General features: G+C 46.5%; 23 protein-coding genes and 1 pseudogene. 16 read left to right on the top strand and 8 right to left on the bottom strand.

Annotated features, from left to right (window positions below; genetic code table 11):
• Nucleotides 1-2: 2 nt before the first annotated feature.
• The 3 genes from AC0IYG_RS08350 to AC0IYG_RS08360 all read left to right on the top strand — a co-directional run bounded on the left by AC0IYG_RS08350 (nt 3) and on the right by AC0IYG_RS08360 (nt 3,519).
• Nucleotides 3-1,490: a hypothetical protein gene (locus tag AC0IYG_RS08350; protein ID WP_471710639.1), complete on the top strand. Its 1,488-nt coding sequence runs from the start codon at nt 3-5 to the stop codon at nt 1,488-1,490.
• 57 nt (nt 1,491-1,547) lie between these two features.
• Nucleotides 1,548-3,164, top strand: a complete 1,617-nt coding sequence (locus AC0IYG_RS08355; RefSeq protein WP_471710640.1) for a mechanosensitive ion channel family protein — start codon at nt 1,548-1,550, stop codon at nt 3,162-3,164.
• Between the two features lie 94 nt (nt 3,165-3,258).
• On the top strand, nt 3,259-3,519 hold the full coding sequence (locus tag AC0IYG_RS08360; RefSeq protein WP_471710641.1) for a phosphopantetheine-binding protein: 261 nt from the start codon (nt 3,259-3,261) through the stop codon (nt 3,517-3,519).
• Nucleotides 3,520-3,541: 22 nt separating this feature from the next.
• On the opposite strand, the gene AC0IYG_RS08365 is transcribed toward AC0IYG_RS08360, so the two are convergent.
• Nucleotides 3,542-4,261, bottom strand: a complete 720-nt coding sequence (locus AC0IYG_RS08365) for a hypothetical protein (protein ID WP_471710642.1) — start codon at nt 4,259-4,261, stop codon at nt 3,542-3,544.
• A 141-nt stretch (nt 4,262-4,402) separates the two neighbouring features.
• Between AC0IYG_RS08365 and AC0IYG_RS08370 the strand changes: the two genes are divergently transcribed.
• The gene (locus AC0IYG_RS08370; RefSeq protein ID WP_471710643.1) at nt 4,403-4,858 is read left to right on the top strand and encodes a ferritin-like domain-containing protein; all 456 of its coding nucleotides are present in this window, start codon (nt 4,403-4,405) and stop codon (nt 4,856-4,858) included.
• Nucleotides 4,859-4,985: 127 nt separating this feature from the next.
• Nucleotides 4,986-6,020 carry a nucleoside hydrolase gene (locus AC0IYG_RS08375; protein ID WP_471710644.1) on the top strand — a complete coding sequence of 345 codons (1,035 nt, stop codon included), beginning with the start codon at nt 4,986-4,988 and terminating at the stop codon, nt 6,018-6,020.
• A 125-nt stretch (nt 6,021-6,145) separates the two neighbouring features.
• Here AC0IYG_RS08375 and AC0IYG_RS08380 read toward each other — a convergent pair whose 3' ends face one another.
• Both AC0IYG_RS08380 and AC0IYG_RS08385 read right to left on the bottom strand, forming a co-directional pair.
• Nucleotides 6,146-6,445 carry a TraB/GumN family protein gene (locus AC0IYG_RS08380; RefSeq protein ID WP_471710645.1) on the bottom strand — a complete coding sequence of 100 codons (300 nt, stop codon included), beginning with the start codon at nt 6,443-6,445 and terminating at the stop codon, nt 6,146-6,148.
• The gene (locus AC0IYG_RS08385; RefSeq protein WP_471710646.1) at nt 6,435-7,022 is read right to left on the bottom strand and encodes a TraB/GumN family protein; all 588 of its coding nucleotides are present in this window, start codon (nt 7,020-7,022) and stop codon (nt 6,435-6,437) included. Before AC0IYG_RS08385 ends, AC0IYG_RS08380 begins: the two co-directional genes overlap by 11 nt.
• 224 nt (nt 7,023-7,246) lie before the next feature.
• On the opposite strand from AC0IYG_RS08385, the gene AC0IYG_RS08390 reads away from it, so the two are divergent.
• The 3 genes and pseudogenes from AC0IYG_RS08390 (at nt 7,247) to AC0IYG_RS08400 (ending at nt 10,509) form a co-directional block, all read left to right on the top strand.
• Nucleotides 7,247-7,879: a C1 family peptidase gene (locus AC0IYG_RS08390; RefSeq protein ID WP_471710647.1), complete on the top strand. Its 633-nt coding sequence runs from the start codon at nt 7,247-7,249 to the stop codon at nt 7,877-7,879.
• A 10-nt stretch (nt 7,880-7,889) separates the two neighbouring features.
• Nucleotides 7,890-8,261, top strand: a pseudogene (locus AC0IYG_RS08395) (hypothetical protein); the annotation flags it as partial.
• Between the two features lie 91 nt (nt 8,262-8,352).
• Nucleotides 8,353-10,509 carry a GH92 family glycosyl hydrolase gene (locus AC0IYG_RS08400; RefSeq protein WP_471710648.1) on the top strand — a complete coding sequence of 719 codons (2,157 nt, stop codon included), beginning with the start codon at nt 8,353-8,355 and terminating at the stop codon, nt 10,507-10,509.
• 32 nt (nt 10,510-10,541) lie between these two features.
• Here the strand turns inward: AC0IYG_RS08400 and AC0IYG_RS08405 are convergent, their stop codons facing one another.
• The gene (locus AC0IYG_RS08405; RefSeq protein WP_471710649.1) at nt 10,542-11,456 is read right to left on the bottom strand and encodes a helix-turn-helix domain-containing protein; all 915 of its coding nucleotides are present in this window, start codon (nt 11,454-11,456) and stop codon (nt 10,542-10,544) included.
• Between the two features lie 75 nt (nt 11,457-11,531).
• Nucleotides 11,532-12,332: an SDR family oxidoreductase gene (locus tag AC0IYG_RS08410; RefSeq protein ID WP_471710650.1), complete on the bottom strand. Its 801-nt coding sequence runs from the start codon at nt 12,330-12,332 to the stop codon at nt 11,532-11,534.
• A gap of 84 nt (nt 12,333-12,416) precedes the next feature.
• Between AC0IYG_RS08410 and AC0IYG_RS08415 the strand changes: the two genes are divergently transcribed.
• Nucleotides 12,417-12,569, top strand: a complete 153-nt coding sequence (locus AC0IYG_RS08415; RefSeq protein WP_471710651.1) for a hypothetical protein — start codon at nt 12,417-12,419, stop codon at nt 12,567-12,569.
• Between the two features lie 30 nt (nt 12,570-12,599).
• Here the strand turns inward: AC0IYG_RS08415 and AC0IYG_RS08420 are convergent, their stop codons facing one another.
• Together AC0IYG_RS08420 and AC0IYG_RS08425 are read right to left on the bottom strand one after the other, a co-directional pair.
• Entirely contained in the window at nt 12,600-13,781 is a 1,182-nt protein-coding gene (locus tag AC0IYG_RS08420) for a chromate transporter (protein ID WP_471710883.1), read from the bottom strand.
• Nucleotides 13,782-13,861: 80 nt separating this feature from the next.
• Complete coding sequence (locus AC0IYG_RS08425; RefSeq protein ID WP_471710652.1) at nt 13,862-14,230, bottom strand: DUF4174 domain-containing protein; 369 nt, start codon at nt 14,228-14,230, stop codon at nt 13,862-13,864.
• Nucleotides 14,231-14,362: 132 nt separating this feature from the next.
• On the opposite strand from AC0IYG_RS08425, the gene AC0IYG_RS08430 reads away from it, so the two are divergent.
• The 6 genes from AC0IYG_RS08430 (at nt 14,363) to AC0IYG_RS08455 (ending at nt 19,927) form a co-directional block, all read left to right on the top strand.
• Nucleotides 14,363-16,630, top strand: a complete 2,268-nt coding sequence (locus AC0IYG_RS08430) for a penicillin-binding protein 1A (RefSeq protein ID WP_471710653.1) — start codon at nt 14,363-14,365, stop codon at nt 16,628-16,630.
• A gap of 37 nt (nt 16,631-16,667) precedes the next feature.
• On the top strand, nt 16,668-17,600 hold the full coding sequence (locus AC0IYG_RS08435) for an alpha/beta fold hydrolase (protein WP_471710654.1): 933 nt from the start codon (nt 16,668-16,670) through the stop codon (nt 17,598-17,600).
• A 63-nt stretch (nt 17,601-17,663) separates the two neighbouring features.
• On the top strand, nt 17,664-18,335 hold the full coding sequence (locus tag AC0IYG_RS08440) for a hypothetical protein (RefSeq protein WP_471710655.1): 672 nt from the start codon (nt 17,664-17,666) through the stop codon (nt 18,333-18,335).
• Nucleotides 18,250-18,510, top strand: coding sequence for a helix-turn-helix domain-containing protein (locus AC0IYG_RS08445; RefSeq protein WP_471710656.1), 261 nt, complete (start codon nt 18,250-18,252; stop codon nt 18,508-18,510). The genes AC0IYG_RS08440 and AC0IYG_RS08445 overlap by 86 nt, the downstream gene beginning before the upstream one ends.
• 70 nt (nt 18,511-18,580) lie before the next feature.
• Nucleotides 18,581-19,231, top strand: a complete 651-nt coding sequence (locus AC0IYG_RS08450; protein ID WP_471710657.1) for an HD domain-containing protein — start codon at nt 18,581-18,583, stop codon at nt 19,229-19,231.
• Between the two features lie 111 nt (nt 19,232-19,342).
• Complete coding sequence (locus AC0IYG_RS08455) at nt 19,343-19,927, top strand: DUF4142 domain-containing protein (protein ID WP_471710658.1); 585 nt, start codon at nt 19,343-19,345, stop codon at nt 19,925-19,927.
• A 94-nt stretch (nt 19,928-20,021) separates the two neighbouring features.
• Here AC0IYG_RS08455 and AC0IYG_RS08460 read toward each other — a convergent pair whose 3' ends face one another.
• A complete protein-coding gene (locus AC0IYG_RS08460) occupies nt 20,022-20,660 on the bottom strand; it encodes an outer membrane beta-barrel protein (RefSeq protein WP_471710884.1) in 639 nt (212 codons plus the stop codon).
• 340 nt (nt 20,661-21,000) lie between these two features.
• Between AC0IYG_RS08460 and AC0IYG_RS08465 the strand changes: the two genes are divergently transcribed.
• Nucleotides 21,001-22,662, top strand: coding sequence for a carboxylesterase/lipase family protein (locus AC0IYG_RS08465; protein ID WP_471710659.1), 1,662 nt, complete (start codon nt 21,001-21,003; stop codon nt 22,660-22,662).
• The last annotated feature ends 19 nt before the right edge of the window (nt 22,663-22,681 follow it).

Below are 22,681 nucleotides of genomic sequence, written 5' to 3' on the forward strand. Positions count from 1 at the left end.
ATGTGAAAAAGAAAAACGAACATATCAACAAGTATAGCCACGAACGGCTGCCGGATCCAGAAATTCCGGCAGACGACGCGTGGACGCAAATGGACAGTCTGCTCGGCATCACGCCACCGCCTGCCGGCGATCCTGGCATTATGGCGAAACTGGTGCAATACAAATGGGCGCTGATTTCTGCCGGTGCCGCGACCGTTGCTTTGGCTGTTATTTTGGTGAAAACATTGGATTCAAAGTCCGTTATAACTTCGCCTAATGTAAAAAATATTGATTCGGCTGATCCTTTAAACATTGAAAAAGACATTAAGTCAGAAGACATTCCAAAATCTTCGGCATCTGCGGACACGGGGCAATTGCAAGCTGTGCCTTCGGGAAAAGCAGATTCCAGCCTTTATATAGCGCATCAAAATAAGATCGCTTCGGCAAATGAGAAAGTTAAGCGTGACATTCCGGAATCTAGATCAGAGAAATCAGTTGAAAATAAGCGTGTAGCAGCGCAACCGGTTAGCCCAATCAGGGAAAAAAGCTTGGTCTCAAAAAAGCAATCATCTCCAAATAGGACAAGTAATGAGCCATTTAGTAGGGCTAAAACTGAGAATAAAGGAATCACGCAAAAAGCTGGAAATCTTTCGAAAAATGTTGATACAGAACCGTTTAATTCTGATTTTGGCAAAACCACAAGTGTTGATAAAAGTGAAGTTATTGCCAAAAGTATAAGCCCGCGCATTAGCATTGCCCCGCTAAAACTTTTGACTTCAATCAAAAATATCAGTTCTAAATATCCAACAAGACATTCCATCGCTATCCCAACATTTGAGCGTAAGCGGATCGAGCCGGCAAGAAAGCAAAGCGAACGTATGGAAAATGGACGGCTGCAAATCGGTCCGGAGTGGGGGATAAGCAGTTCACTTGCGCAGACGGATTATATTTTTGCCGGAAAAGACAGCGTGAACAAACCGGCAATGCTGGCCATACCGGGCATCTTTGTCTCGAAAAGATGGCACCGGCATATGTTGTCATTTACTTTCTCACCGCGTCATAATTATTTTGGCAATGGCAAAATGGTGGTGCACGCCATAGATTCCACATTAAGCAACGACTCGGTGACGAGTTACAATAATGTACGGCTTATAAAAGCAACAGGGCTTAATTTTAGCCTGTATTATCACTTTCAGGCCACCAAAATTTTCGCGTTCAGCGCCGGTGCATCTTACAGCATTTGGTCGAATGCTTTGGTAAGGAAGGAATTTGAGAATTACCAAGGAAAGATATTGCCCGGCGAGCTTGCCACTTTAACCAGGTCAGCCGGATTGAATGATCATATCAATCCCAATTTGTTCGCCATAAAAGCCGGACTCCTTCTTACGCCCGGTCGTTTCCAGGTTGGTCTAAATGTGCTGATGCCCGTCACGAGTGTTTCCAAACTGGATGCATATCCGCTCAAAGCGCTCAATGGACAGGTTTTTCTCCGGGTTAATGTGTTTAAATGATCGGCAGGCACCTTTGGCACAAAATTTACGTCTTGGTAATATCAATGTTACCCGACGATGCTAAAATTACAAGTCAATATTGCCTCCCGTAAAGGTCTGCTATTTGCATTTCTGCTGTTTATTACCACTTTTTCCATTGCCTTTGCGCAGCTTCCGATGATGCCCGCCGATTCTGCGCGTCCGGCAAAAACCGTGTATCCGCCCGATTCGCTGGGCCGGCGTTCGCCCCGCGGCACGATTGATGGTTTTTTAAAAGCAAGTTTCCAAAACGATTACCGCAAAGCAGCATTATACATCCGGCACGATCCGGCACTGCGCAAACGCCAAAGCACCATCGCTCAGGCAAAGGGCTTGCAGGCACTGCTAGAAGTGAACGGCCGTATTTATCCTTATTCCTGGATCAGCAATGAGCCCGAAGGAAAAACAGACGATAATCTGGGTCCTAATCTGGACCGTATTGGCGCCATAACCTTTGAGAATGAATCCTTTGACCTGATACTGGAAAGTTTTCAGGATAAGCAAGGCAATCCGATATGGCTGTTTTCAACCCAAACCCTGGAACGTCTGCCGGTTCGTATGGAAGATGCTGCGGCAAGCACGCTGATCAGCGATATTTCTCCTGCATTCATGCTCAAATACAAGTGGGGAGGCGTGCCCATTGCACATTGGATCGCCACGGTTTTGCTGTTGATCGCGTCGTATTTGCTTGCGCTGGGCATTGCGCGTTCTTTCCTTTTTATTTTTCCAAAAATTTATAAAAAAGCAGGCACTGACCCTTACTTTGGCGTAATTGAGGCATTTTCACTTCCGGCTCAGCTATATCTGGCGATCTGGCTTTTTATCTTCTTTAGTCGTGAAGCCGGCATTTCGCTTGTGGTGCGGCAGCGGTTCAGTAATCTAACATTAATTGTGGGCATGGTTGCGGTAATCCTCCTCATCTGGCAATTGCTGGATGTGATCGGCAGGGTTACGGAGCGTCGCATGAAACGTTATCAAAACCAGTCAGCCGTTTCTGCTATCCTGTTTTTGCGGCGGGTTTTGAAAATCGCTTTGGTCGTTGTGGGCGCGATCATGATTCTGGATACACTCGGATTTGATGTGACGACGGGGATTGCTGCATTAGGAATTGGTGGGATTGCTTTGGCACTCGGCACGCAAAAAACGGTCGAAAACTTTGTCGGCAGCGTCACCATTATCGCCGACCAGCCGATCCGGGTTGGTGATTTTTGCAAAGTCGGCGACATTACCGGAACGATTGAACGCATCGGGATGCGTGCCACGCAAGTCCGGACAAATGACCGCACGGTTGTTACAATTCCAAATGGCGAGCTTTCATCATTGAAAATTGAAAACTATGCGCATCGCGAACGTTTCTGGTATCACCCGATCTTTTTGCTGAGCATGGAAACACCTCCTGATCGCATCCGGCAATTGATTCCCGATCTGCGCCACGTATTGCTGACACACCCGCGGGTAAATCCCGCCCCGGCCCGGGTAAGGATGATCGGCGTCGGGCTGAATGGAATTAAAATTGAGGTTTTCGCTTACATTGATACGGCGGAGATGGATGTGTTTCTGGAAATTCAGGAAGAATTGCTCCTGAAAATGATGGATGTGATCACCAACAGCGGCGTCGCATTTTCGCAATCATCACCTTATATTATTGCCCAGTAAGCGGAATGATTTTTATATGACCAACTCGCCGACGGCTTCCCGGGTGATGAGAAGCCACTTTTAACCTATATACTCAGTTCAACTTATTACTGCGATGCCGGACAGCCTTAAAGAAGATCTTAAAAAACACATTATTCAACAACTCAACCTGGAAGACGTTTCTCCCGCCGACATTGATGACGACAAGCCCCTTTTTCACAGCTCCGGCCTCGGCCTGGATTCCATCGACGCGCTGGAATTGATCGTGATGTTTGAGCAGCATTACGGGATTGAAGTGCTTGAACCCGAAGAAAGCAGAAAAGCATTTAAATCGGTGTCTTCAATGGCTGATTATATCCGGGAAAAGAACGTGTAACATTTTGATTTATAAATCAATACTAATTCAGGTTAAGCCCTACGGCCACGCCAAAGTAGGGTTTGCCCTGATAAATCCATAAGCGCCGGTTCCCGTCCAGCAGATGGTCTATCGCAGCAATTAATCCAAAAGTAAAATTTTCAACACCCATGACCACGGCGGCTCCTTTGGACCACGCCAGTCCGTCATATTCAATGGCAAGCGCATTATTTGTTACCCACGGATTCATTGGCGTTACGCCGAAACCCGTGATGAAGCCGCCGGAAATCCCGTAATGTTTCACCTTTTCATGAATTCCACCGATCGGGTCCTTCTTAAACGACATTCTGTAAACGTCCGTCCTATAACCAAGATAGACCGCACCGTTCAAATGGTTGCTATACTGGCTTGGAAACGACTTCGTACTTGGCCGGAACTTGATGGGAATCGTGAGGATGTCGACGTCAAAACCATTTTGCCAGTATTTACTGTTTTCCAGGTCTTTGTTCGATTTGTTTTGGGCAAAAGTTTTCCTGGTCAGCTCAGATGGCTTGATCGCCGCATTGCGCCAGCCGCGCTGCAATGCATATATGGAAATGGAATCTTCTGAATTCTCAACATAAACCTGCTGCTTCTGCCCTTTCAGTTTAGTATGGTAAATCCCATCGGCAAAATTGAATTTGGGGCTGTCTTTCTGGCTTTTACAGCTGAAAAGGTGGGTAATTAAAATCGCTGTAAGCAGAAGTTTTAGAGCTGTTGGCATAGTGGCGCTGATGGACATGCAGTCGATTTGATTTCAAACAAGAAGCGACAAATTAAACACAAAATTCAGAATGTCTTCGTCCATTCCACACGTCATGGCACGGTATTCGTAGCATTTGAAACAAACAAACTTGAAAACAACATGTCAACTATCGAAAACACAACAGATGTAATTAATGATTTGATTGAAATTAACAATGACCGCGTAGCTGGATTTGAAAAAGCTATCGAGGACATTAATGATGAGAATATAGATTTGAAGGCGCTGTTCGAAGGATATGCGCAGCAAAGCCGTAAAAATGTACAGGAATTGTCTGCAATCGCAGGAACAGCACCACATTTGGAAGGCGATAAAAGCGTAAGCGGAACATTGCACCGTGCATGGATTGACGTAAAATCATTGTTTGGTGGAAGTGACCGTGCGAGCATTTTGTCAGAAGCAGAACGCGGCGAGGACGCAATCAAAAAAGCATACAAAGATGCTTTGACCAGCGAAGGACTTACTTTGGATGCGCAACAAATCGTTAGCAGCCAGGCAAGTGATATCAATGCTGCTCATGATAAAATCAAAGCGCTTCGGGATATCTCGAAAGCATAATTGATTTTTCGATCTTTTAGGAAAGCCGGTTCGCAAGAGCCGGCTTTTTTTGTTGAAATACAATGCCGAATGTATGGAATGCCATGGGAGATTTCGGACATTTGGAATGAACAGAAACATTCAAGATATGCCCAAATCTACACTTGCTCATCTGACGTTTGCAATCCTTTTCTTATGTGCAGCAGCGGTGCAGCTGCGGGCACAGCAAAGTAATGTTTTCAAAAATAATTACGTGCAGCCGAGGATGCGGGTCATCGTTGATAACGATTTCAGCGGCGATCCGGATGGTCTTTTTCAAATTGTGCATCAGCTGCTTTCGCCTTCTGCCGAGGTAAGGGGCATTATAGGCTCACATCTGAAACCCGGCGATGGGTTTGATAACTCCAAAACCCAGGCCGATAATGCTGCTGCAAAAGTGATAGAGCTGCTCAAAGTTTTGAAAATGGATGGGAAAATTCCGGTCATAGCGGGCTCAAATACAGGCATGGTCAATGACAGCACACCAGTCAAAAGCAAGGCGGTTGAATTCATCATCCGGGAGGCCATGCGCACGGATACAAAATTGCCGCTATATGTGGTCTGCGGCGCCGGACTGACCGAAATTGCAAGTGCATTACTAACTGAGCCAGCGATTGCATCCCGACTCACATTGATATGGATTGGCGGACCTGAGCATTCCACGCTGGCTGTGCCGCCGCCGCATTTCACGCCGCTTGAATACAATCTGGGCATCGACATCCATGCCGCAAAAGTTGTGTTCAATAAGTCCACAGTCGCGGTTTGGCAGGTTCCCAGGAATGCCTACCGGCAAGCGCTTTTGCCCTATTCGGAATTGTTGGTGAAAGTGAAAACAAAGGGTGCATTGGGGGAATATCTGACGAAATCGCTCGAAGTGCTCATGGAGCGGATCGTGAAATATGTCAATGTGGGCGAAACTTACATTCTGGGTGACAGCCCGCTTGTTTTGCTGACTGCGCTCCAATCGTCTTTCGAAGCAGATCCTTCATCGAGCCGTTATGCGTTGCTTCCTGCGCCTGTGATTACGGATCAGGGATTATATCAATACAATGCAGCCGGCCGCAATATCCGTGTTTACGACAGTCTCGATATTCAGTTGATGTTCAATGATTTCTTTGCAAAAATGGAGTTATATAACCGTTGAAAACTAATGCTTCTGAATGTATCCACCCGCATTGGTCCTGATTTGAACCAAGTCAAACAAGAGAATTGAAAGTTTGGTCAGAATAGCGTCGCAGGAATGGTTTTCCTTTCACGCTTATCGATCCCTCATGCTAATTTGCATTCTTCCAGACCGGCGACTTCCTGCACAACAAATCCTTTATCCCGAAGCAGCTGGATGAGGCCGGTTTTGAACTTCAAATGTGCGAGTCCGACTACGATCATGCATGAGCCTTCATTCATTTTGGTTATGATTTTGGGTAACCATAAGCCGTGTCTTTCGACCGTATTATCTTTAAGATGTGCGCTGGCTTCCTGATTTAGCATCAAATCATTTCGCAGCGAGTCGTGGAAGCTTTTCGGATCATAAAGATCCGGGGTTGTAATTTCTTCTTCCTTAAAGATCATGCTGAATTAACAGAACGATTGCCTGTGCAACCTGCCGATGATCAGTCTTCGTTGCCTGCCGCGCCATTTGACCCGTTTCGTCGAGTTGAAAAGTCGGCTTGTTCATGCGCTCCATTTCGAAATGCAGGAAATCATCGAATGTCATATCCTGCTTATTCGTCTCTTTATTCTTAATCATCATAACTGCTTGCGCCATTGCCTGCAATGATGCATCGTTATTATGCGGTTTAATGCTTCCGTAAGTTGACGCTGTAAAAAAGCTGTCTACAAGGGCATACTCGCTTGGTGTAAAAATCGAATCCAGCGGCGGCGAGTAAACATCCGCTTGCTCCACATTCCCAATCGCATCTCCACCTTTTTCAAACAACCCAAAATCAGCCGATTTTGCCAGGTTCATGATCTTGGGAAAGCGTTGCAGCAAATTGGCCGAAGCAATGTGCACCGTACCAAACATGTAGGATTTCTTAGGCAAACCATTTCCCGAAATCTCCCAAACTACCGACTCATTTTTCTGACCTGTAACATGTTTTGGAAAAAGCAGAATGCTCAAAAAACACATTGTAATGAGTTTTTTCATTGTTTTTAGCTAAATGTTGAAACCACGTTTAATTGCTTATCACCCTTGCTACCCGCTTCACTCAATCATTTGACAAGGAAAGCCAGCTGTTAACCGAAACTAATCACTTGTCCCCGCCAGGCACATTCGTTTATCGATTTTAGCATGCCCTTCATCGATTAAAATGATCGCTGGCGCAACCGCAACATACATTTGATCATATCAATTTTAAAACTCCAATGATCATGAAAAATGTATTGATGTCAACAATGGCTGCCACCGCGCTTTCTGTCACACATTTGCAGGCGCAGGACTTTTCGTATCTCAAAAATGCATCTGTTGATTTGCGTCCGCAGATTGACCAAATGGGCATGGCTGTAAGGAACCAGGCGCCGCGCGGGACGTGCACCATTTTCGCCACCACCTTTTTAATTGAATTCTGGACGGCGCGTGCGAAAGGGCTGAAAAACACAGACTTCTCTGAGGAATATCTGGCCGCTGCTGCCCGCCGCGCTTCTACGGACAAAGCCGATAACTATTTTTTCAGCGAGGCGGCAATGGGTTATGAGGAATTTGGGATCGTGGATGAAAAGGATATGCCTTATCTGACAGTAAATCCCATTAATACGGCATTGTTACAAGACGATTCGGACGCGACATTGGCATTGCTGGAAAAAGGGAAAAAGAATAAAATGCTGGAATCGGAAGTGCTGCTGGGCCCGAACAATTCCGCTGGAAAACCTGGATTATCGGACGATCAGTTCCGCCGGATCATGACAACTTTGGATGCGCAAAGTCCCGTTGCAGTGGGATACGGGGCAAGCAGCACGGATTACACAATGAAAGAATTACCAGGCCTGGCGGCGCCGATTCTCTGAAAAAAGCAATGTTGAATCCCTGGATTACGCGCACACGGTGCCCATTGTTGGTTATAAGGTTGACAAGCAGGTTTTGGGCGGCGGCTATTTCATCATTCGTGATTCGGGGGGCCCGGAAGCGGGCGACAAAGGTTATCGTTACATAGCATTCGATTATTTCAAAAAGTATGTTTACGATGTCCTTATTTTCTCAAAACCAGTTAGAAATGTGCTGGCTACGGGTGATATTAATCTGATCGAAAAGCGATGGCTCAAAAGGAAGGATATCCTGAAAACTTTGACCGTTACGAGAAGCAAGGTGAGAGTCCCGATGGTCAGCTCGAAAACATTGGTTGACGTCCTTGTGGCTGAAAAGAAGCCGCAGCGTCGTCGGGCGAGATAGGGGGCAGTGCGATTTGTGGTAAAAGCGATCGGATGAAATTTTGATCGAAAACAAAAGGCCGGTATATTTCCCGGCCAAATTTTAGTCCACAATGAAAAGCAAGCACATCACAAGCATCGTCAACATTGCCCTTATTTCCCTGATTGCGTCCAGCATCATTCAGGCGCAGAACAAACCTGTTTACACAAAATACGTCAACACTTTCATCGGAACCGCCCCGCTGACCAACCCGAAAATATTGGGTTATAAGCTCCCGGAAGGCTGGCGTTCATGGGCTGGACTGACATTTCCGGGGAGTTCGCTTCCAAATGCAATGGTCCAGCTCAGCCCGATGACGGAATACGGGTCGGGAGCGGGTTATGAGTATGAAGATTCGCTGATATTGGCTTTCACGCACACGAATAAGGGACATTGGAACCTCTGTAACATTCCAATTTTACCGATGTCTAATCCGGGCGCAAAGTTCGGTTCGCGTTTCAGTCATAAGAACGAAAGCGCAGCGCCCGGATTTTATCAAGTGTATCTCGATGATTATCAGGTTAATGTTAAACTGACGTCGACATTGCGGGCTGGTTTTCACCAATATGAGTTTAAAAATCCGAAGCAAAGACAAATACTTTTTGATCTTGCCAAAGCCAACAATAATATCTCCAACTGGAACATTGAAAAGATCGGTAACAATGCTGTGCAGGGTTTTCAGCAAACGGGTGAGAAAATCTACTTCTATGCAAGCCTGAACACCAACATTGAAAAGCTGGAAGAAAACGAGGAAGGCGCAAAATCCGGTTACGCAATCGTTCATTTAGCGGATAGCAAAGGCCCTGTGGAGCTAAAAATCGGCATTTCGTTTGTGAGCGCCGAGAATGCGAAGGAAAATCTTGAAAAGGAGATTGGCACAAAAACCTTTGACCAGATCAGAAAAGAAGCAACGGAAAAATGGGAAACGCTGCTATCCTCGGTGGAGGTCAAAGGCGGAACGGACAAGCAAAAACAAATGCTTTATTCGTGTTTGTATCGCTCGTTTCTATGGCCCGCATTGCGCAGTGACGTGAACGGAGAATTTACAGATGCCAAGAAGCAAGTCGCAAAAACAGGTTTTGCATATTACACAGAACCTTCATTATGGGACACTTACCGCAACAAAGATGTGCTGCTCGGGCTAATTTCGCCGCAGGTGACGCTCGATGTGATAAAGTCTATGAAAGATGTGGGCGACAAAAAAGGCTTTATTCCGACATTCTTTCATGGCGATCATGGCGCGTCGTCGATTGCCGGAGCTTACCTCCGCGGCATTGATGATTTTGATGTAAAAGGCACCTATCAGATCTTGCTGAAAAACGCTAATGTTGAAGGCGGGGCGCGTCCTTACATTAAGGAATATAAGGAGCTGGGCTTTATTCCGGATTCCGATATTAAAAATCCGGAAGTAGAAACCAAAGCGGCTGCGGGCGTTTCCAAAACATTGGAATATGCTTATGACGACTATTCTTTGGCACAAATGGCGAAAAGTCTGGGCGACACGGCGAACTACAAATTGCTCATGAAGCGGTCAGGCAATTACAAAAATATGTTTGACCCGACGACAAGATTTATGCGCGGAAGATTGGCCAATGGTGATTGGATCAAGCCGTTTGACCCGCAATATCCTTATTATGAATACATGTATCGCGAGGCAAACGCGTGGCAGGTTTCGTTCTATGCACCGCACGATATGCCTGGGCTGATTGCTTTGTATGGCGGCGCCAAAGGTTTTGAATCCAAACTTGATTCTTTATTTACAGTGCCCTGGAACCCTAACCACATTGCCCGGAACATTGAAACAATGGTCGGGCAATATTGCCACGGAAACCAGCCGGATCATGAAGCGCCGTTTTCTTATTATTTTATCAATAAGCCTGAAAAATCGCAGAAACAGCTTGATAACATTCTCGACAATCTGTATGGAATCGGAGACAATGGCCTCGCATTATGCGGCATGGATGATGCTGGCGAAATGTCGGCCTGGTATGTTTTCACGGCACTCGGATTGTATCCGTTTTCGGCAACGGACCCAGAATATCTCGTGACAGCGCCCTTATTTGATGAAGTAAAATGGCGCACTAGCAACGGGAAAACGCTCACCATTAAGAAGCCTGGCAGCGGGAGAACATTATCTGCAATTAAAGTGAACGGAAATGAAAATAAAGGCTATTTCATCCCGCATGAGCTGTTTAAAACAGGCGGTGAAATTGAGATCGTGACGAAATAGTTTTTTAATTCCTTCACATTAAACCCAAACCATCAGTTATAGCTTGCTCTGAATTCGAGGGGAGAATAGTTGGTTTTTGATTTAAAAAATTTGCTGAAAGATTGCGGATGCTCGAAACCCAGCTGAAAAGCGATTTCACCCACGGTAAGGTCGCTTATGGTCAGCACTTCTTTGGCTTTTTCGATCATTCTGAGATGGATATGCTGTTGCGTGTTGTGCCCCGTTAACGACCGCAGCATATCGCCCAGATATTTGGGTGAAATGTTCAGCTGGTCCGCAAGAAACTGCACCGTCGGCAAACCTTTTATCAATGCGGTCTGGTCCTTGAAATAGTTGTCCAGTATGCCGTCCAGTTTTTCCAGCAATGCATTATTCAATGGTTTGCGCGTTATAAATTGTCGTTTATAAAAGCGGTGGCTGTAATTCAGCAGCAGCTCAACCTGCGAAATGAGCACATCCTGGCTCACATCATCGATAGCCGTTTCAAGTTCGTCGCCGATATTTTTTGCAATGGTGCTGATGATCGTTTGCTCTTTTACGGACAAATGAAGCGATTCATTTACAGAATAACCGAAGAAACCATAACTTTTCATCCGGCTGTCGAGCGGGTAATTCCGTAAAAAATCAGGGTGCAGCAGCAATGTAAATCCTTCGCTTGATGCACTCGTCTGGATGCCTGTTAAGGGCTGCCCGGGTGAAGTGAAAAACATGCCGCCCGCCTGAAAGTCGTAGGTCGTTTGCCCGTATTTCATTTTGCAACCGGCTGATTCATTGTAAGTAATGTTATAAAAATTCATTACAAACGGATCTGCCAGCATCTCGGCCGTGATCTCTACTTTACTATAATCCAGCATGCTGATCAGCGGGTGCAATGGCTGCGGTAATCCGAAAACACGCTGCATATCCGCGATCGATTGAAAGACCCGGATTTTTGTTTTTTGATCCATAATTAACTTTTTACGCATTAAAGCCGGTAAATACGGTGAACATATTTACCGGCAATGTAATTGCTGCTTCGAGCATTAAACAGCAGAAAGCATTTGCTTAATTCCATTCATGAAAGCTTCGTCGCCATTTTCCAGGCGCTGCGCATACCACGCCTTTGCATCTTCCCCGCACACATAACGCAATGTATTGGTGCCATCAGTGGCGGCTTCATACACAACTTCTGCAATCTGTTCCGCGGTTGTCGTTTTATCTGAAGGCGTTAAAAGGGCCGCAAATTTATTCATTAACGATTCATAATCCGGATGAGAAACCATCACAGAACGGTCGCCGATTTCGGTGGCAACCAAGCCCGGTTCGATCGTTTTAATGCGAATGCCCACCTCACTGAGTTCATAGGAAAGACTTTCGCTCCATCCTTCAAGAGCCCATTTGCTGGCATCATACATGGAACTGACCGGGAATGCCATCAGTCCGGCTGAGGAGCCTGTGGTAATGAAAAGTCCCGAGCCTTTTTTTCTGAAATAGGGGATAAAAGCTTGTGTAACACGAACCACGCCGAAGAAATTGGTGTCCATTTGTGCAACGAGCTGTTCGTCCGTCATCGCTTCCAGCACGCCCAGTAATGCGTAACCTGCGTTGTTGAAAACGACATCAATTTCGCCCAATGCAAGCGCTTTTTCGGTCGTTTCCTTAATTTGCGCAGGGTTGTTAACGTCCAGCGGCAGCAATGTTACATTGTTCAGGAGGTTCAGTTCTTTTTCATTTTCTGGCTTACGCATCGTGGCGATAACATGCCATCCTTTTTCCGCAAACAGTTTTGCAGTTGCCTTGCCGATGCCCGCAGAAGCACCGGTTATAAAAATCGTCTTAGTCATTTTTTTGTTATTTGAATTTCCGATACAAATCTCCGATCATTAACCCCGCGAATTGTAGCAAAATCAGCGCATCTTGTAGCCAAAATGATAAGGGAGCATACGCTCGCGCACCAGGAAAAGATGGCTGCGCAGGAAAATTGGCAAAGCCTTTCAATTCCAAAAAACAAATCAGGCGATTACAATGCAAGAAAATTTGATCAGGAAAAGTCACGAAGGCATTTTACGGATGACCTTTGAGATCGCCGTTTGCTTATCAATGCAATGTTTTTACAAAAAACTTTTGATACAAAATCCTGCAATAGCGGCTGCCAGGATGATATAAGGCTCTTGCAGTTTCTTAATGTAAATCAATGACAGGATCGTGATTACAGCAATGAGCGCAGAAGCAATGTCGACAATCGAGCGGGTTGCAATGACGAAAACCGACCCGACGAGCGCGCCAATCACCGCAGCCGTAATGCCATCTACAAATGCTTTAATGCTCGCGTTTTTAGCGATTTTCTTGAAGTAAGGCGCTGGCAAAACCGTAAAAACAAAACAGGGAAGAAAAACGCCCAGCGCCGCCACAGCCGCTCCCGCAAATCCGGAAACCAGGAACCCGATAAAGCCGACTGTAATCACCACAGGTCCGGGCGTAATCATGGCCACAGCGACAGAATCGAGGAATTGCTGCTCATTGAGCCAGCCCATTTCGCCAACCACACCAGCCTGCAAAAACGGAATGATCGCCAGTCCGCTCCCGAATACAAATGCACCCGCCTCCGTGAAAAAAAGTCCTAGTTTGACAAGCTCTCCCGGCTCATATTGCCAAAAGCCCGTTCCGGTTAAAAGTAAGACAGATAATGATGTGTTCCGTTTCTGTAACCACTTCGGCGGTGCTTTTACGACCATATAAATAAACCCAAGCAAAATAAAAAGCCACACTTCTTCTCTTTGCGTGATGGCGGTTACAATGGCCATTAACAAGAAAAACAGCCATAATATCCACCTGCTTTTGATCGCCTGCCATTCAATTTTACTGATTGATTTCAGCGTAAGCTTATAACAGCTCAATGTGATAATGCCGATCACAGCGGCGCCAACTCCATAAAATACAGATTGCATCCAAGGCAGTCCGCCATATAATTTGTAAGCCATGCCGAGCAGCACAACCATCAAAAAGGAGGGCAGCACAAATGCCAGACCTGTCAACGTAGCACCCGAGACGCCATAATGCACATAACCAAGATAAATGCCGAGCTGGGCAGCGAGCGGACCGGGCGCCAGCTGTGCGAGCGCAAGTCCTTCCCGATATTCATCCTCAGAAATCCACTTTTTGTCTTCCACCAGATCGCGGTGCATGTAGCCGATCAGCGCAACGGGGCCTCCAAAGCCAAATGTGCCGAGTTTAAGAAAGTATTTGGTTAAAGATGCCAGGCTGTAAAGGGCAGGCTTGTTCTGTATTTCCATCACGAATTGTCGATTTAATCGCAATACTCGTCAAGGAAAGGCGTAAATGATAGAATGGAAATGACCGATTTGTACAGGAATTACTTTTTCGGAGAATTTTTTACCTCGGATCTGCGCATCGGCATTGCGTCAATTAAGCCGAACAGTTTTTCCGGGCTTACAACTTCGTTTGATCGCAGCTTTTCGCCGCTATCACGGCCAATCAGCAGAAATGTGAATGCTTTGGTGGTGTCGATTTCCCATTTGTTCCATTCGGCGGCATTGCGCTTGGAGTAAGGGAATGACTTTACTTCAATGTCACGTTCCCGGACGTCTTTCTGATGCGGATCAAGCGATTTTACCTGCGCTTTCCACATTTCCAGACCGCTTTCTGTATAGAAAAGAAAAACCTTACGCGGCTGATCAGCTGCAAGAAATGTTGTTAGTATCAATGCCATTAATGTTTTCATTCAACTCCCGGTTAAGCAACGCATTTATACAATATAAATATCAGTCCAACAAAAAGACGGCGCTAACAATTCGCAGACAACAGATTGAGCCCTGCAAACGTTTAGAAGGGGCCGTTATAACTAATTATTGATATGATCGAATTACAACCTGGAAAATACAGACGCACCATAATCCGGCTCTGGAAGTTCACAGGAATATCCGTTGCGCTTTTTGTGTTTTTTATCATTGCAGTGAGAGTCAATCTGTTCTGGCTTTTCGGCGGCATGCCCGACCTGGTTATGCTGGACAATCCGAAAAGTGAACTGGCTTCCGAGCTCATATCTGAGGACGGTGAATCCATTGGTAAATATTTTCTGGAAAACAGGACGCGCGTTGAGTATGACCAGCTTGCACCGGTTTTGGTCAATGCATTGGTCGCAACCGAAGACGCGCGCTTCACTGAGCACTCCGGGATTGATGGGCGCAGTATGCTGCGAGTGGTTAAGGGCATATTTACGGGAAATGCGAGTTCTGGCGGAGGAAGCACCATTACGCAGCAAGTGGCGAAGAATCTTTTCGAAACGCGGTCCCGCAAATACCGGGGCATTTTGCAAAAAGTGCCCGTTGTGAACACGGTTATCATGAAAACGAAGGAGTGGATTTTGGCCGTGATCCTGGAACGCAAATACAACAAAAAGGAAATTATGATGATGTATCTGAACACAGTCTCGTTCGGGAACAACACGTATGGCATCAGAGTGGCTTCGAAAAGTTACTTCGGCAAGGAACCACGCGAACTTACGGTGACCGAAGCGGCGCTGCTCGTCGGCATGCTGCAAAATCCATCGCTGCATAATCCGTTAAGGCGGCCCGAAAAAGCAACACTGCGCAGGAATGTTGTCATGTCTCAAATGGTCAAATACAATTATCTGGACGCAGCGGAATTCATTGCGCTGAAAGAAAAACCGTTGAACCTCAGATTCAAGCTCGATGGCCCCAATGCCGGACTGGCTCCTTATTTCCAGGAATCCATGCGCGGCTATCTGGAAGCCTGGCTTAAATTGTATAATGAAGAAAACGACACAGATCTTGATTTGAAAACCAGCGGTTTACGCATTTATACAACCATTGATTCCCGTTTGCAAAAGCATATGGAAGTGGCGCTGAACGAGCATATGCGGGAGCAGCAAAGACTTTTCGACGGACATTGGAAAGGCCGCAATCCGTGGGCTTACCCTAATGGCAGTGAAGTGCCGGGGTTTATTGAAAAAGCTGTAAAATCGCTGCCGCAGTTTATTGCTTTGAAGAAAGAAGTCGGAGAAGCCGGGGCGTGGAAAGCCATGCGCCGGCCTTATAAAATGAAGGTGTTTTCTTATGATGGAGAAAAGGAAATGGTGCTGAGCCCGATTGACTCGATCCGTTATTATAAACGGTTTCTGCACGCGGGAATGATGTCGATGGATCCGCGCAACGGGCATGTGAAGGCTTGGGTCGGCGGGGTTAACTTTAAATATTTCAAGTATGACCATGTCAAGCAGGGGCGCCGTCAGCCGGGTTCTACATTCAAGCCGTTTGTTTATGTTTCGGCATTGCAAAAGAACTTTCTGACGCCCTGCGACCACATTACCGACCAGCCTGTGGAAGGAAACTGGAACCCGCCTTCAAGCCAATATACTTATCAGTCGCTATCGCTGAGGCAGGCATTGGGGCAATCGGTAAATTCGATCAGTGCTAATATTATTCAAATGGTGAAACCGTCCACAGTTGCCGATTATGCGCACAAACTGGGCATAACGAGCAAGCTGGATGAAGTTCCGTCGCTTTGTCTGGGCATAAGTTCTGTTTCGGTGTATGAAATGGTCAATGCGTATTGCGCATTTGCCAATGGTGGTTACCGCACCGAGCCGCTTTCCATTTTAAGGATTGAAGACCGTGACGGCAATGTTTTGCAGGAATTTCACCAAAAACAAAATCAGGAGTTGAGTGAAGGAATGGCTTACAACATGCTTTATCTTATGCGCGGGGCAGTGGAAGATGCAGGCGGAACAGCGGCACGGCTGAGATCCTACGGCGTCACGGACGGAAACGAAATTGCGGCAAAAACAGGAACGACACAAAACCATTCGGACGCGTGGTTTATGGGCATGACCCAAAACCTCGTTTCGGGAATATGGGTTGGCGGCGAAGACATGCAAATCCATTTCAGAACGATGGCGCTCGGCCAGGGCGGGCACGCAGCATTGCCCGCGTGGGGCCTATATATGAAGAATGTCTACGCCGACCGAACCTTAGAACAATACAAAAAAACAGCATTCAAAAAACCTGAAAACTTCACCCTCGCCTGTGAAGAAGTGCCCACAGACACAACCGGCACATATATCCCGCAAACTGTTTCGGAGGATGAGGGGGTCTTGTTTTAGGATGAATTATCTTCGCAAAACCTTTCACTACATTGACATGAAGATATTTGCGCTGCTCCTGTTCATTTTTACAATTCCCTCAATAAGCTTGTCACAGGATCTTTACAGTCGCGCATTTGGGAAAAAAACGGACCGGCCGGTTATATTCTTACACGGCGGCCCGGGGAGCAGCAGTGTATTTTTTGAAGCAACAACTGCTAAGCTGCTGTCAGAGAAGGGTTTTTATGTGATAATTTATGATCGCAGAGGGGAAGGACGATCCGCAGACAAAAATGCCAGAATGGACTTCAATGAAGCTTTCGTCGATTTGCAACGCATTTACTCGCAATACAAATTGACAAAAGCCTCTTTGCTTGCATTCAGTTTTGGCGGTTTGGTCGCCACGCAATTTGCTGAACAGCATCCGGAAATGGTTGAATCTCTGGTTCTGTGCAGCGCGTTAGTATCCCAGCAGAGATCTTACGACACCATTCTGCATAATGCAAAGTCTATTTATGAAAACAAAAAAGACTCTGTAAACTTGAACGAGCTGGCATCGATATCCCGGCTGGACACAAATTCGCTGTCCTACCGGACATTGGTTTTCAAACACGCATCAACAAACGGTTTCTTCACCCTGGCCACGCCAAATGACCAAGCAAAAGCCCTTTACGCAACTTACAAAACCGACCCGCTGATCACCGGATATGTAAAAAACGAGCAAGCCGTATCCACATTTTGGAAGCATGAAACGAGGCACAACATTAATATCACGCCAAAACTGAAAAATCTGCGCAAGCAACGGCTCCCGCTCTACGCATTATACGGAAAACAAGACGGCCTCTATTCCCCCGAACAAATCGCCGAACTAAGCCAAACAATCGGAGCCAACCACGTCAAATATCTCAACAACAGCTCACACACCTTATTCATCGATCAACAGGAAATATTTTTATCAGCGATGCGTGAGTGGTTGATTGAGGGGAAGTGAGTGGGGGAGTTGATTGAACTTTAACCACGCCAATCTCATTTCCCAAACATTACGCTGCTTTGTATGAATGTTCATTTTGAAAATGATATAAGGGATTCTTTTTCCATTTGGAGGCTTAGGGATTTGCCTTTGTCCGCTGACGCGAGCGAAAGGCTGGGTTACCATCGCATTGTTTTGGTGGAAAATGCTACCGGCGTTGTTGAGGTGGATGGGGTGGCATTTCCATTTGATGGTCCGAAGCTTTTTTTGCTTGGGAAAGGGCAGGTTTGCCGTTATGTCAATGTCTCGGATGCCGAAGGTTATCAGCTTAGTTTTGGGGATTGTTTTTGGGAAAAAGCGCCCGGAAGTGCGAGTAATTGTAAGGCTGTTTTATTTAATAATGCTGCTGAAAATCAATGTTTGCTTTTGTCGGAAGGCAATTTAAAAGCATTAAATTCTTTGTTTGAAACGCTCCTCAGCGAGTTTTCTGCCGAGGATTATGCCAATAAACTGGATGCCCTGGCTGCGTATCTGAAAATCATCATGATTAAGATCGCCAATGTCAATGCGGAGTCGGGCGCTGGTTTTGATGGTTTTGAAAAGCAGCTTTACCGTCGGTTTGTCGAGCTCGTCAGTGAGAAATATGAAACGGAGCACGAGGTGAGCGCTTATGCACTCGCACTCAGTGTATCAGCCCGTCAGCTTACTGATATTTGCAAACGCTGCGGCGGAAAAGAGTGCGAAAGAAATCATTAACGGTCAGCTTACCGCAGAAGCAAAGCGTTCGCTGCAATTTTCTACAAAACCTGTGAAGGAGATCGCTTACCAGCTGCGTTTCAGCACTGCCGAGCAGTTCAGTCATTTTTTCAAAAAGAATACATTAATGTCTCCCCAGGATTACCGGATGCGTTTTGTGAATTTTGGCAGGTGATTCGCAGAATTTGACATTCCCGCCCAGCATGCCCGGACGTAATTTTGTCGAAACAAAAATCGATAGCATTATGTCTGTTCACACTTTGAAAACCATTGCCGGCATCCGCATTCCCGATAGCAATCTCGCTACGCAGGCCACAGAACTGCTCCTCGAACATGGAACCGAGTTTATTTACAACCATTCCCTCCGCGTTTTCCTTTTTGCATCGCTCAACGGCAACCGTGAAAAAAGGACTTTTGATCCTGAATTGCTTTACATCAGCGCCGTATTTCACGACCTGGGCCTTACCCAACATTACAGCAGTCCCGACAAGCGTTTTGAGGTCGACGGTGCCAATGCTGCCCGTGATTTTCTCAAAAGCAATGGTGTGCCAAAAGATTCGTTGCAGCTCGTTTGGGACGCGATCGCATTGCACACAACCATTGGCGTTGCAGAATATAAAGAGGCAGAAGTTGCACTGCTCTATTCCGGCGTCGGACTGGATGTGATGGGCGAAGGTTATGACCTGCTAAGCCAGCAGCAGCGGGAAGAAATCGTCACTGCTTTCCCGCGCAACGACTTCAAAAACCGCATTATCCCCACCTTTTTCTCAGGTTTCGCACACAAAACGGATACGACTTTTGGCAACATTAAGGCGGATGTGTGCGCTTACATGATCCCCAATTTCGAGCGGAAAAATTTCTGTGAATGCATCCTGCATTCGCCTTGGAGCGAATAGAAGTCGCGGGGCGATGATCGTCGCAGGCATGCTTTTTGATGTTCAAGTGCGACTTATGCCTGTTTTTTCAGGCGTAATAAATTTTTATCACCACTTAAACAATCATAAAAAATGAAAATCGCATCAACTTTTATGGCGGTCGCAACCATATCCATGTTATGGGGCTGCGGGTCCAAATCGACTGAAACAACCGACACAACCGAGTTTGCCGACAGCACAAACGAGGCAAGCACAGACAGCGTAGCCACCGACTCAGCCTCAGCGGCCATGGGCGACGACGCTGAATTTGCAGTAGCAGCCGCGAACGGCGGAATGGCAGAAGTTGCATTGAGCAAAATTGCAGGTGACAAAGCGACTGATCCGAAAGTCAAAGCATTTGCAAAACAGATGATCACGGATCACTCAAAAGCAAATGAGGAACTGAAAACGCTGGCTAAAAGCAAAAACATCACATTGCCTTCCGCACCAAATGAGGAAAAGCAAAAAGCCGCTGCTGACCTGGGTGGAATGAGCGGAAGCGATTTTGACAAAGCTTACATTACGCAGATGAAAAAAGACCACGACGAAACTGTGAAGCTTTTTGAAAATGCGCAAAAAGAAGTGAAAGATACAGAGCTTAAAGCTTTTATCGATAAAACTTTGCCGGTGCTAAAAGCGCACGCTGAGCACGTAAAAAGTCTTGATAAAAGTAAATAATTAGCTGGAATAGCATTTGAAGCTGGCGGTCACGGTTGTGGTCGTCAGTTTTTTTATGCCGAGTTGTGGAAGAACGGGAAATAGCTTAACCGGCTCACAGTCTAACCATTAATTGTAAGTTAAGGCCCAGTTGAAAGGCGTGGACATTGATATCGGACGGCTGGATTGCGTAAGTGAGCGTCGGCTGCGCGACTAGCGACAAACGCTCTGCAGTATGGTAAATTACACCAGCTCCGATGAGTGGCGATATTCTTGAAACATTGCGATTCGCTTTGAAGGTAACGGTTCCGAAGTCGGGGATTGTCATTCGGCTTGTTGTGCCAAAATTCCATAATGCACCTGCCGAAAAGTATGGGGAAAGCTTTTTCTCAGACACCTGAAGATTCGCAACAAGCGGAATAGATAAGTTACGGGAGCGGGTTTTGGTGCCGGCTTTGCTGACTCTCGCATAAATAAACCACAAGCCAGTTGACGCCGACCATTTTTCGGAAAACGAATATCTGCCATTTACACCAGCCCAAAACCCTTTTGGGTAAAACTCAGATCGCAGCAATTGCGGTGTAATGGCACCGCTGCCACCTGGTTCCGGCAGCATCGCCTCCACAGTGTATTTGGAATAGCCGTAGAATGGGGCCAGGTTTGCTGAAACCGTAAACTTACTTTGGCTAAATGCTTCTGAGGTGGAGAGCAAAACACCAATCACTATCCAAAAAAGGTAAAAAGTCGATTTCATCACAGCTTGTCTTTTGAAGGTTTGGGATTTTTCAACACACTTTTTAACCGCCAGTTACTAAGACAAGATATGATAAATTGACAAAAAAATAAAATTATTATCAGTTTTTAAAGTCTCATGGTATAGGAGACAAGTTTTGGGTGAATTGAGACAGTTATTTCCTAGGAAAGCAATTGGAAGGAACGTGCTTTCCACAAATCCGAAACCGTAATGTATAGACGCTGATAACTATTTCTTATCAACAGGTAAGTAATCGCTATTAGACTTTTTCTGTATTATCTTGTATTCTTGCTGTCCGTGCATTTTGCAGTTTTCCGAACCAACTAGCCTTTCGAGTACTATGAACACCATTGACAGGAGACTTTTTTTATCCCAACTCTCGCTCGCAGGCGCAGTGGCCGCCACGGCCGGATTTGGTTTTACGACAGCGCGCTGGCCTGACGAATTTATTGAAGCTGAGATCAATACAGGGAAAATTAAGGGTGTCCGCAACGATGGTGTCAATGTATTTAAAGGCGTTCCGTATGGTGGGAAAATATCGGGGGATCGACGGTTTCGCCGCCCGGCACCTTTGCAGCCGTGGACGGGCGTAAGGGATGCAACGCAGTTTGGCGCGCCGGCAATCCAGCCGCCAAGAAGAAATGAGCCGGCTCCGGCGGAAGATTGCTTGTTTCTCAATGTCTGGACGCCAGCGAATGATGACAAAAAACGACCTGTCATGTTTTACAGCCACGGAGGTGGTTTTGTAGGCGGATCGGGTGCGTCGCAAAGTCAGGACGGGTCTAATCTTGCGCGGAATTTTGATGTGGTCGTCGTGCAGACCAATCACCGTCTGGGCTTGCTGGGCTTCCTTTATCTGGACGAAATCGCTGACCCGGACTATGCTGGTTCGGGCAACATGGGCATGCTCGATATTGCCGACGGACTAAAATGGGTGAATCAGAACATTGCCCAGTTCGGCGGCGATCCGAATAATGTCATGATCTTCGGCGAATCGGGTGGGGGAGCCAAAACGTCTTGTTTGTACACGATGCCAGCCGCTGCGCCTTATTTCAATAAAGCGTCTATCGAAAGCGGTCCGGGCGTGCGGATGACTACAAAAGAAACGGCAGCGGAAACCACAGCCATGCTTTTGAAAGAGCTTAACATTGCTCCCAAAGATTGGAAGAAGCTGCTCGATATTCCGGCGGCGGACTTGCTCGCAATGCAGGCCAAGTTGCCATTTGTTCCGCCATTTATTGAAAAAAACAACAATAGAGAGGCCATGCAGCGTAACGCAGGTGGTTTCGGTCCGGTTGTCGACGGCGTTGTGCTGCCGCAGCATCCATTTGATCCCGTCGCGCCGGAAATCTCTAAAAACAAACCATTGCTTGTCGGCTGGAATGAAGACGAACATACGTTTTTTGCCTGGGAACGAAAAGATACTGAATCGTTCAAAATTGACTTTGAGGGACTTAAAAAGAAACTTGAACCCCGCTACGGTGAGAACACAGATAAGTTGATCGAAACGTATCGGAATGCAAATCCCAAAGCATCAGCACCGGATATTTTCGTCGCAATCTCATCCATTGCGATGATGGGCCTCGGCTCAGTGACCATTGCGGAAAGAAAAGTAAAACAAGGCGGCGCGCCGGTTTACCTTTATAACTTCGGCTATAAATCGGAGAAAAAGATTCCAGGCACGGACTATGCCATGGGCACGCCGCACGCGATGGACATTTCGTTCAAATTCAATAATGAGGCCCCACCGCGCGACGGCTCTGCGCCGAAGGAAAGCTTCTTTGGTGGAAATAATCCCGACCGTTTTGTGGCTTCTCATCATTTTGCTGAGCTCTGGACCACATTTGCAAAAACCGGCAAACCAGCCACCAAAGATGTGCCCGAATGGCCTGCTTACAACCTGAAAGACAGGCCCACGATGCGCATTGATACAAAATGCGAGGTCATCAATGACCGCTTCGCTCAGGAATTGGCTACTTGGCGCTCACTCGGTAAAGTATAGCAGTTGTCCGCTTTTTGTA

The sequence above is a fragment of the Dyadobacter sp. AC419 genome, from assembly GCF_979253085.1.

What these genes read in the sequence shown, in the direction of transcription:
- AC0IYG_RS08355 (WP_471710640.1), top strand. Translation starts at nt 1,548, where the DNA reads ATGCTAAAATTACAAGTCAATATTGCCTCCCGTAAAGGTCTGCTATTT.
- AC0IYG_RS08360 (WP_471710641.1), top strand. Translation starts at nt 3,259, where the DNA reads ATGCCGGACAGCCTTAAAGAAGATCTTAAAAAACACATTATTCAACAA.
- AC0IYG_RS08365 (WP_471710642.1), bottom strand. Translation starts at nt 4,261, where the DNA reads ATGCCAACAGCTCTAAAACTTCTGCTTACAGCGATTTTAATTACCCAC.
- AC0IYG_RS08370 (WP_471710643.1), top strand. Translation starts at nt 4,403, where the DNA reads ATGTCAACTATCGAAAACACAACAGATGTAATTAATGATTTGATTGAA.
- AC0IYG_RS08375 (WP_471710644.1), top strand. Translation starts at nt 4,986, where the DNA reads ATGCCCAAATCTACACTTGCTCATCTGACGTTTGCAATCCTTTTCTTA.
- AC0IYG_RS08380 (WP_471710645.1), bottom strand. Translation starts at nt 6,445, where the DNA reads ATGATCTTTAAGGAAGAAGAAATTACAACCCCGGATCTTTATGATCCG.
- AC0IYG_RS08385 (WP_471710646.1), bottom strand. Translation starts at nt 7,022, where the DNA reads ATGAAAAAACTCATTACAATGTGTTTTTTGAGCATTCTGCTTTTTCCA.
- AC0IYG_RS08390 (WP_471710647.1), top strand. Translation starts at nt 7,247, where the DNA reads ATGAAAAATGTATTGATGTCAACAATGGCTGCCACCGCGCTTTCTGTC.
- AC0IYG_RS08400 (WP_471710648.1), top strand. Translation starts at nt 8,353, where the DNA reads ATGAAAAGCAAGCACATCACAAGCATCGTCAACATTGCCCTTATTTCC.
- AC0IYG_RS08405 (WP_471710649.1), bottom strand. Translation starts at nt 11,456, where the DNA reads ATGGATCAAAAAACAAAAATCCGGGTCTTTCAATCGATCGCGGATATG.
- AC0IYG_RS08410 (WP_471710650.1), bottom strand. Translation starts at nt 12,332, where the DNA reads ATGACTAAGACGATTTTTATAACCGGTGCTTCTGCGGGCATCGGCAAG.
- AC0IYG_RS08415 (WP_471710651.1), top strand. Translation starts at nt 12,417, where the DNA reads ATGATAAGGGAGCATACGCTCGCGCACCAGGAAAAGATGGCTGCGCAG.
- AC0IYG_RS08420 (WP_471710883.1), bottom strand. Translation starts at nt 13,781, where the DNA reads ATGGAAATACAGAACAAGCCTGCCCTTTACAGCCTGGCATCTTTAACC.
- AC0IYG_RS08425 (WP_471710652.1), bottom strand. Translation starts at nt 14,230, where the DNA reads ATGAAAACATTAATGGCATTGATACTAACAACATTTCTTGCAGCTGAT.
- AC0IYG_RS08430 (WP_471710653.1), top strand. Translation starts at nt 14,363, where the DNA reads ATGATCGAATTACAACCTGGAAAATACAGACGCACCATAATCCGGCTC.
- AC0IYG_RS08435 (WP_471710654.1), top strand. Translation starts at nt 16,668, where the DNA reads ATGAAGATATTTGCGCTGCTCCTGTTCATTTTTACAATTCCCTCAATA.
- AC0IYG_RS08440 (WP_471710655.1), top strand. Translation starts at nt 17,664, where the DNA reads ATGAATGTTCATTTTGAAAATGATATAAGGGATTCTTTTTCCATTTGG.
- AC0IYG_RS08445 (WP_471710656.1), top strand. Translation starts at nt 18,250, where the DNA reads ATGCACTCGCACTCAGTGTATCAGCCCGTCAGCTTACTGATATTTGCA.
- AC0IYG_RS08450 (WP_471710657.1), top strand. Translation starts at nt 18,581, where the DNA reads ATGTCTGTTCACACTTTGAAAACCATTGCCGGCATCCGCATTCCCGAT.
- AC0IYG_RS08455 (WP_471710658.1), top strand. Translation starts at nt 19,343, where the DNA reads ATGAAAATCGCATCAACTTTTATGGCGGTCGCAACCATATCCATGTTA.
- AC0IYG_RS08460 (WP_471710884.1), bottom strand. Translation starts at nt 20,660, where the DNA reads ATGAAATCGACTTTTTACCTTTTTTGGATAGTGATTGGTGTTTTGCTC.
- AC0IYG_RS08465 (WP_471710659.1), top strand. Translation starts at nt 21,001, where the DNA reads ATGAACACCATTGACAGGAGACTTTTTTTATCCCAACTCTCGCTCGCA.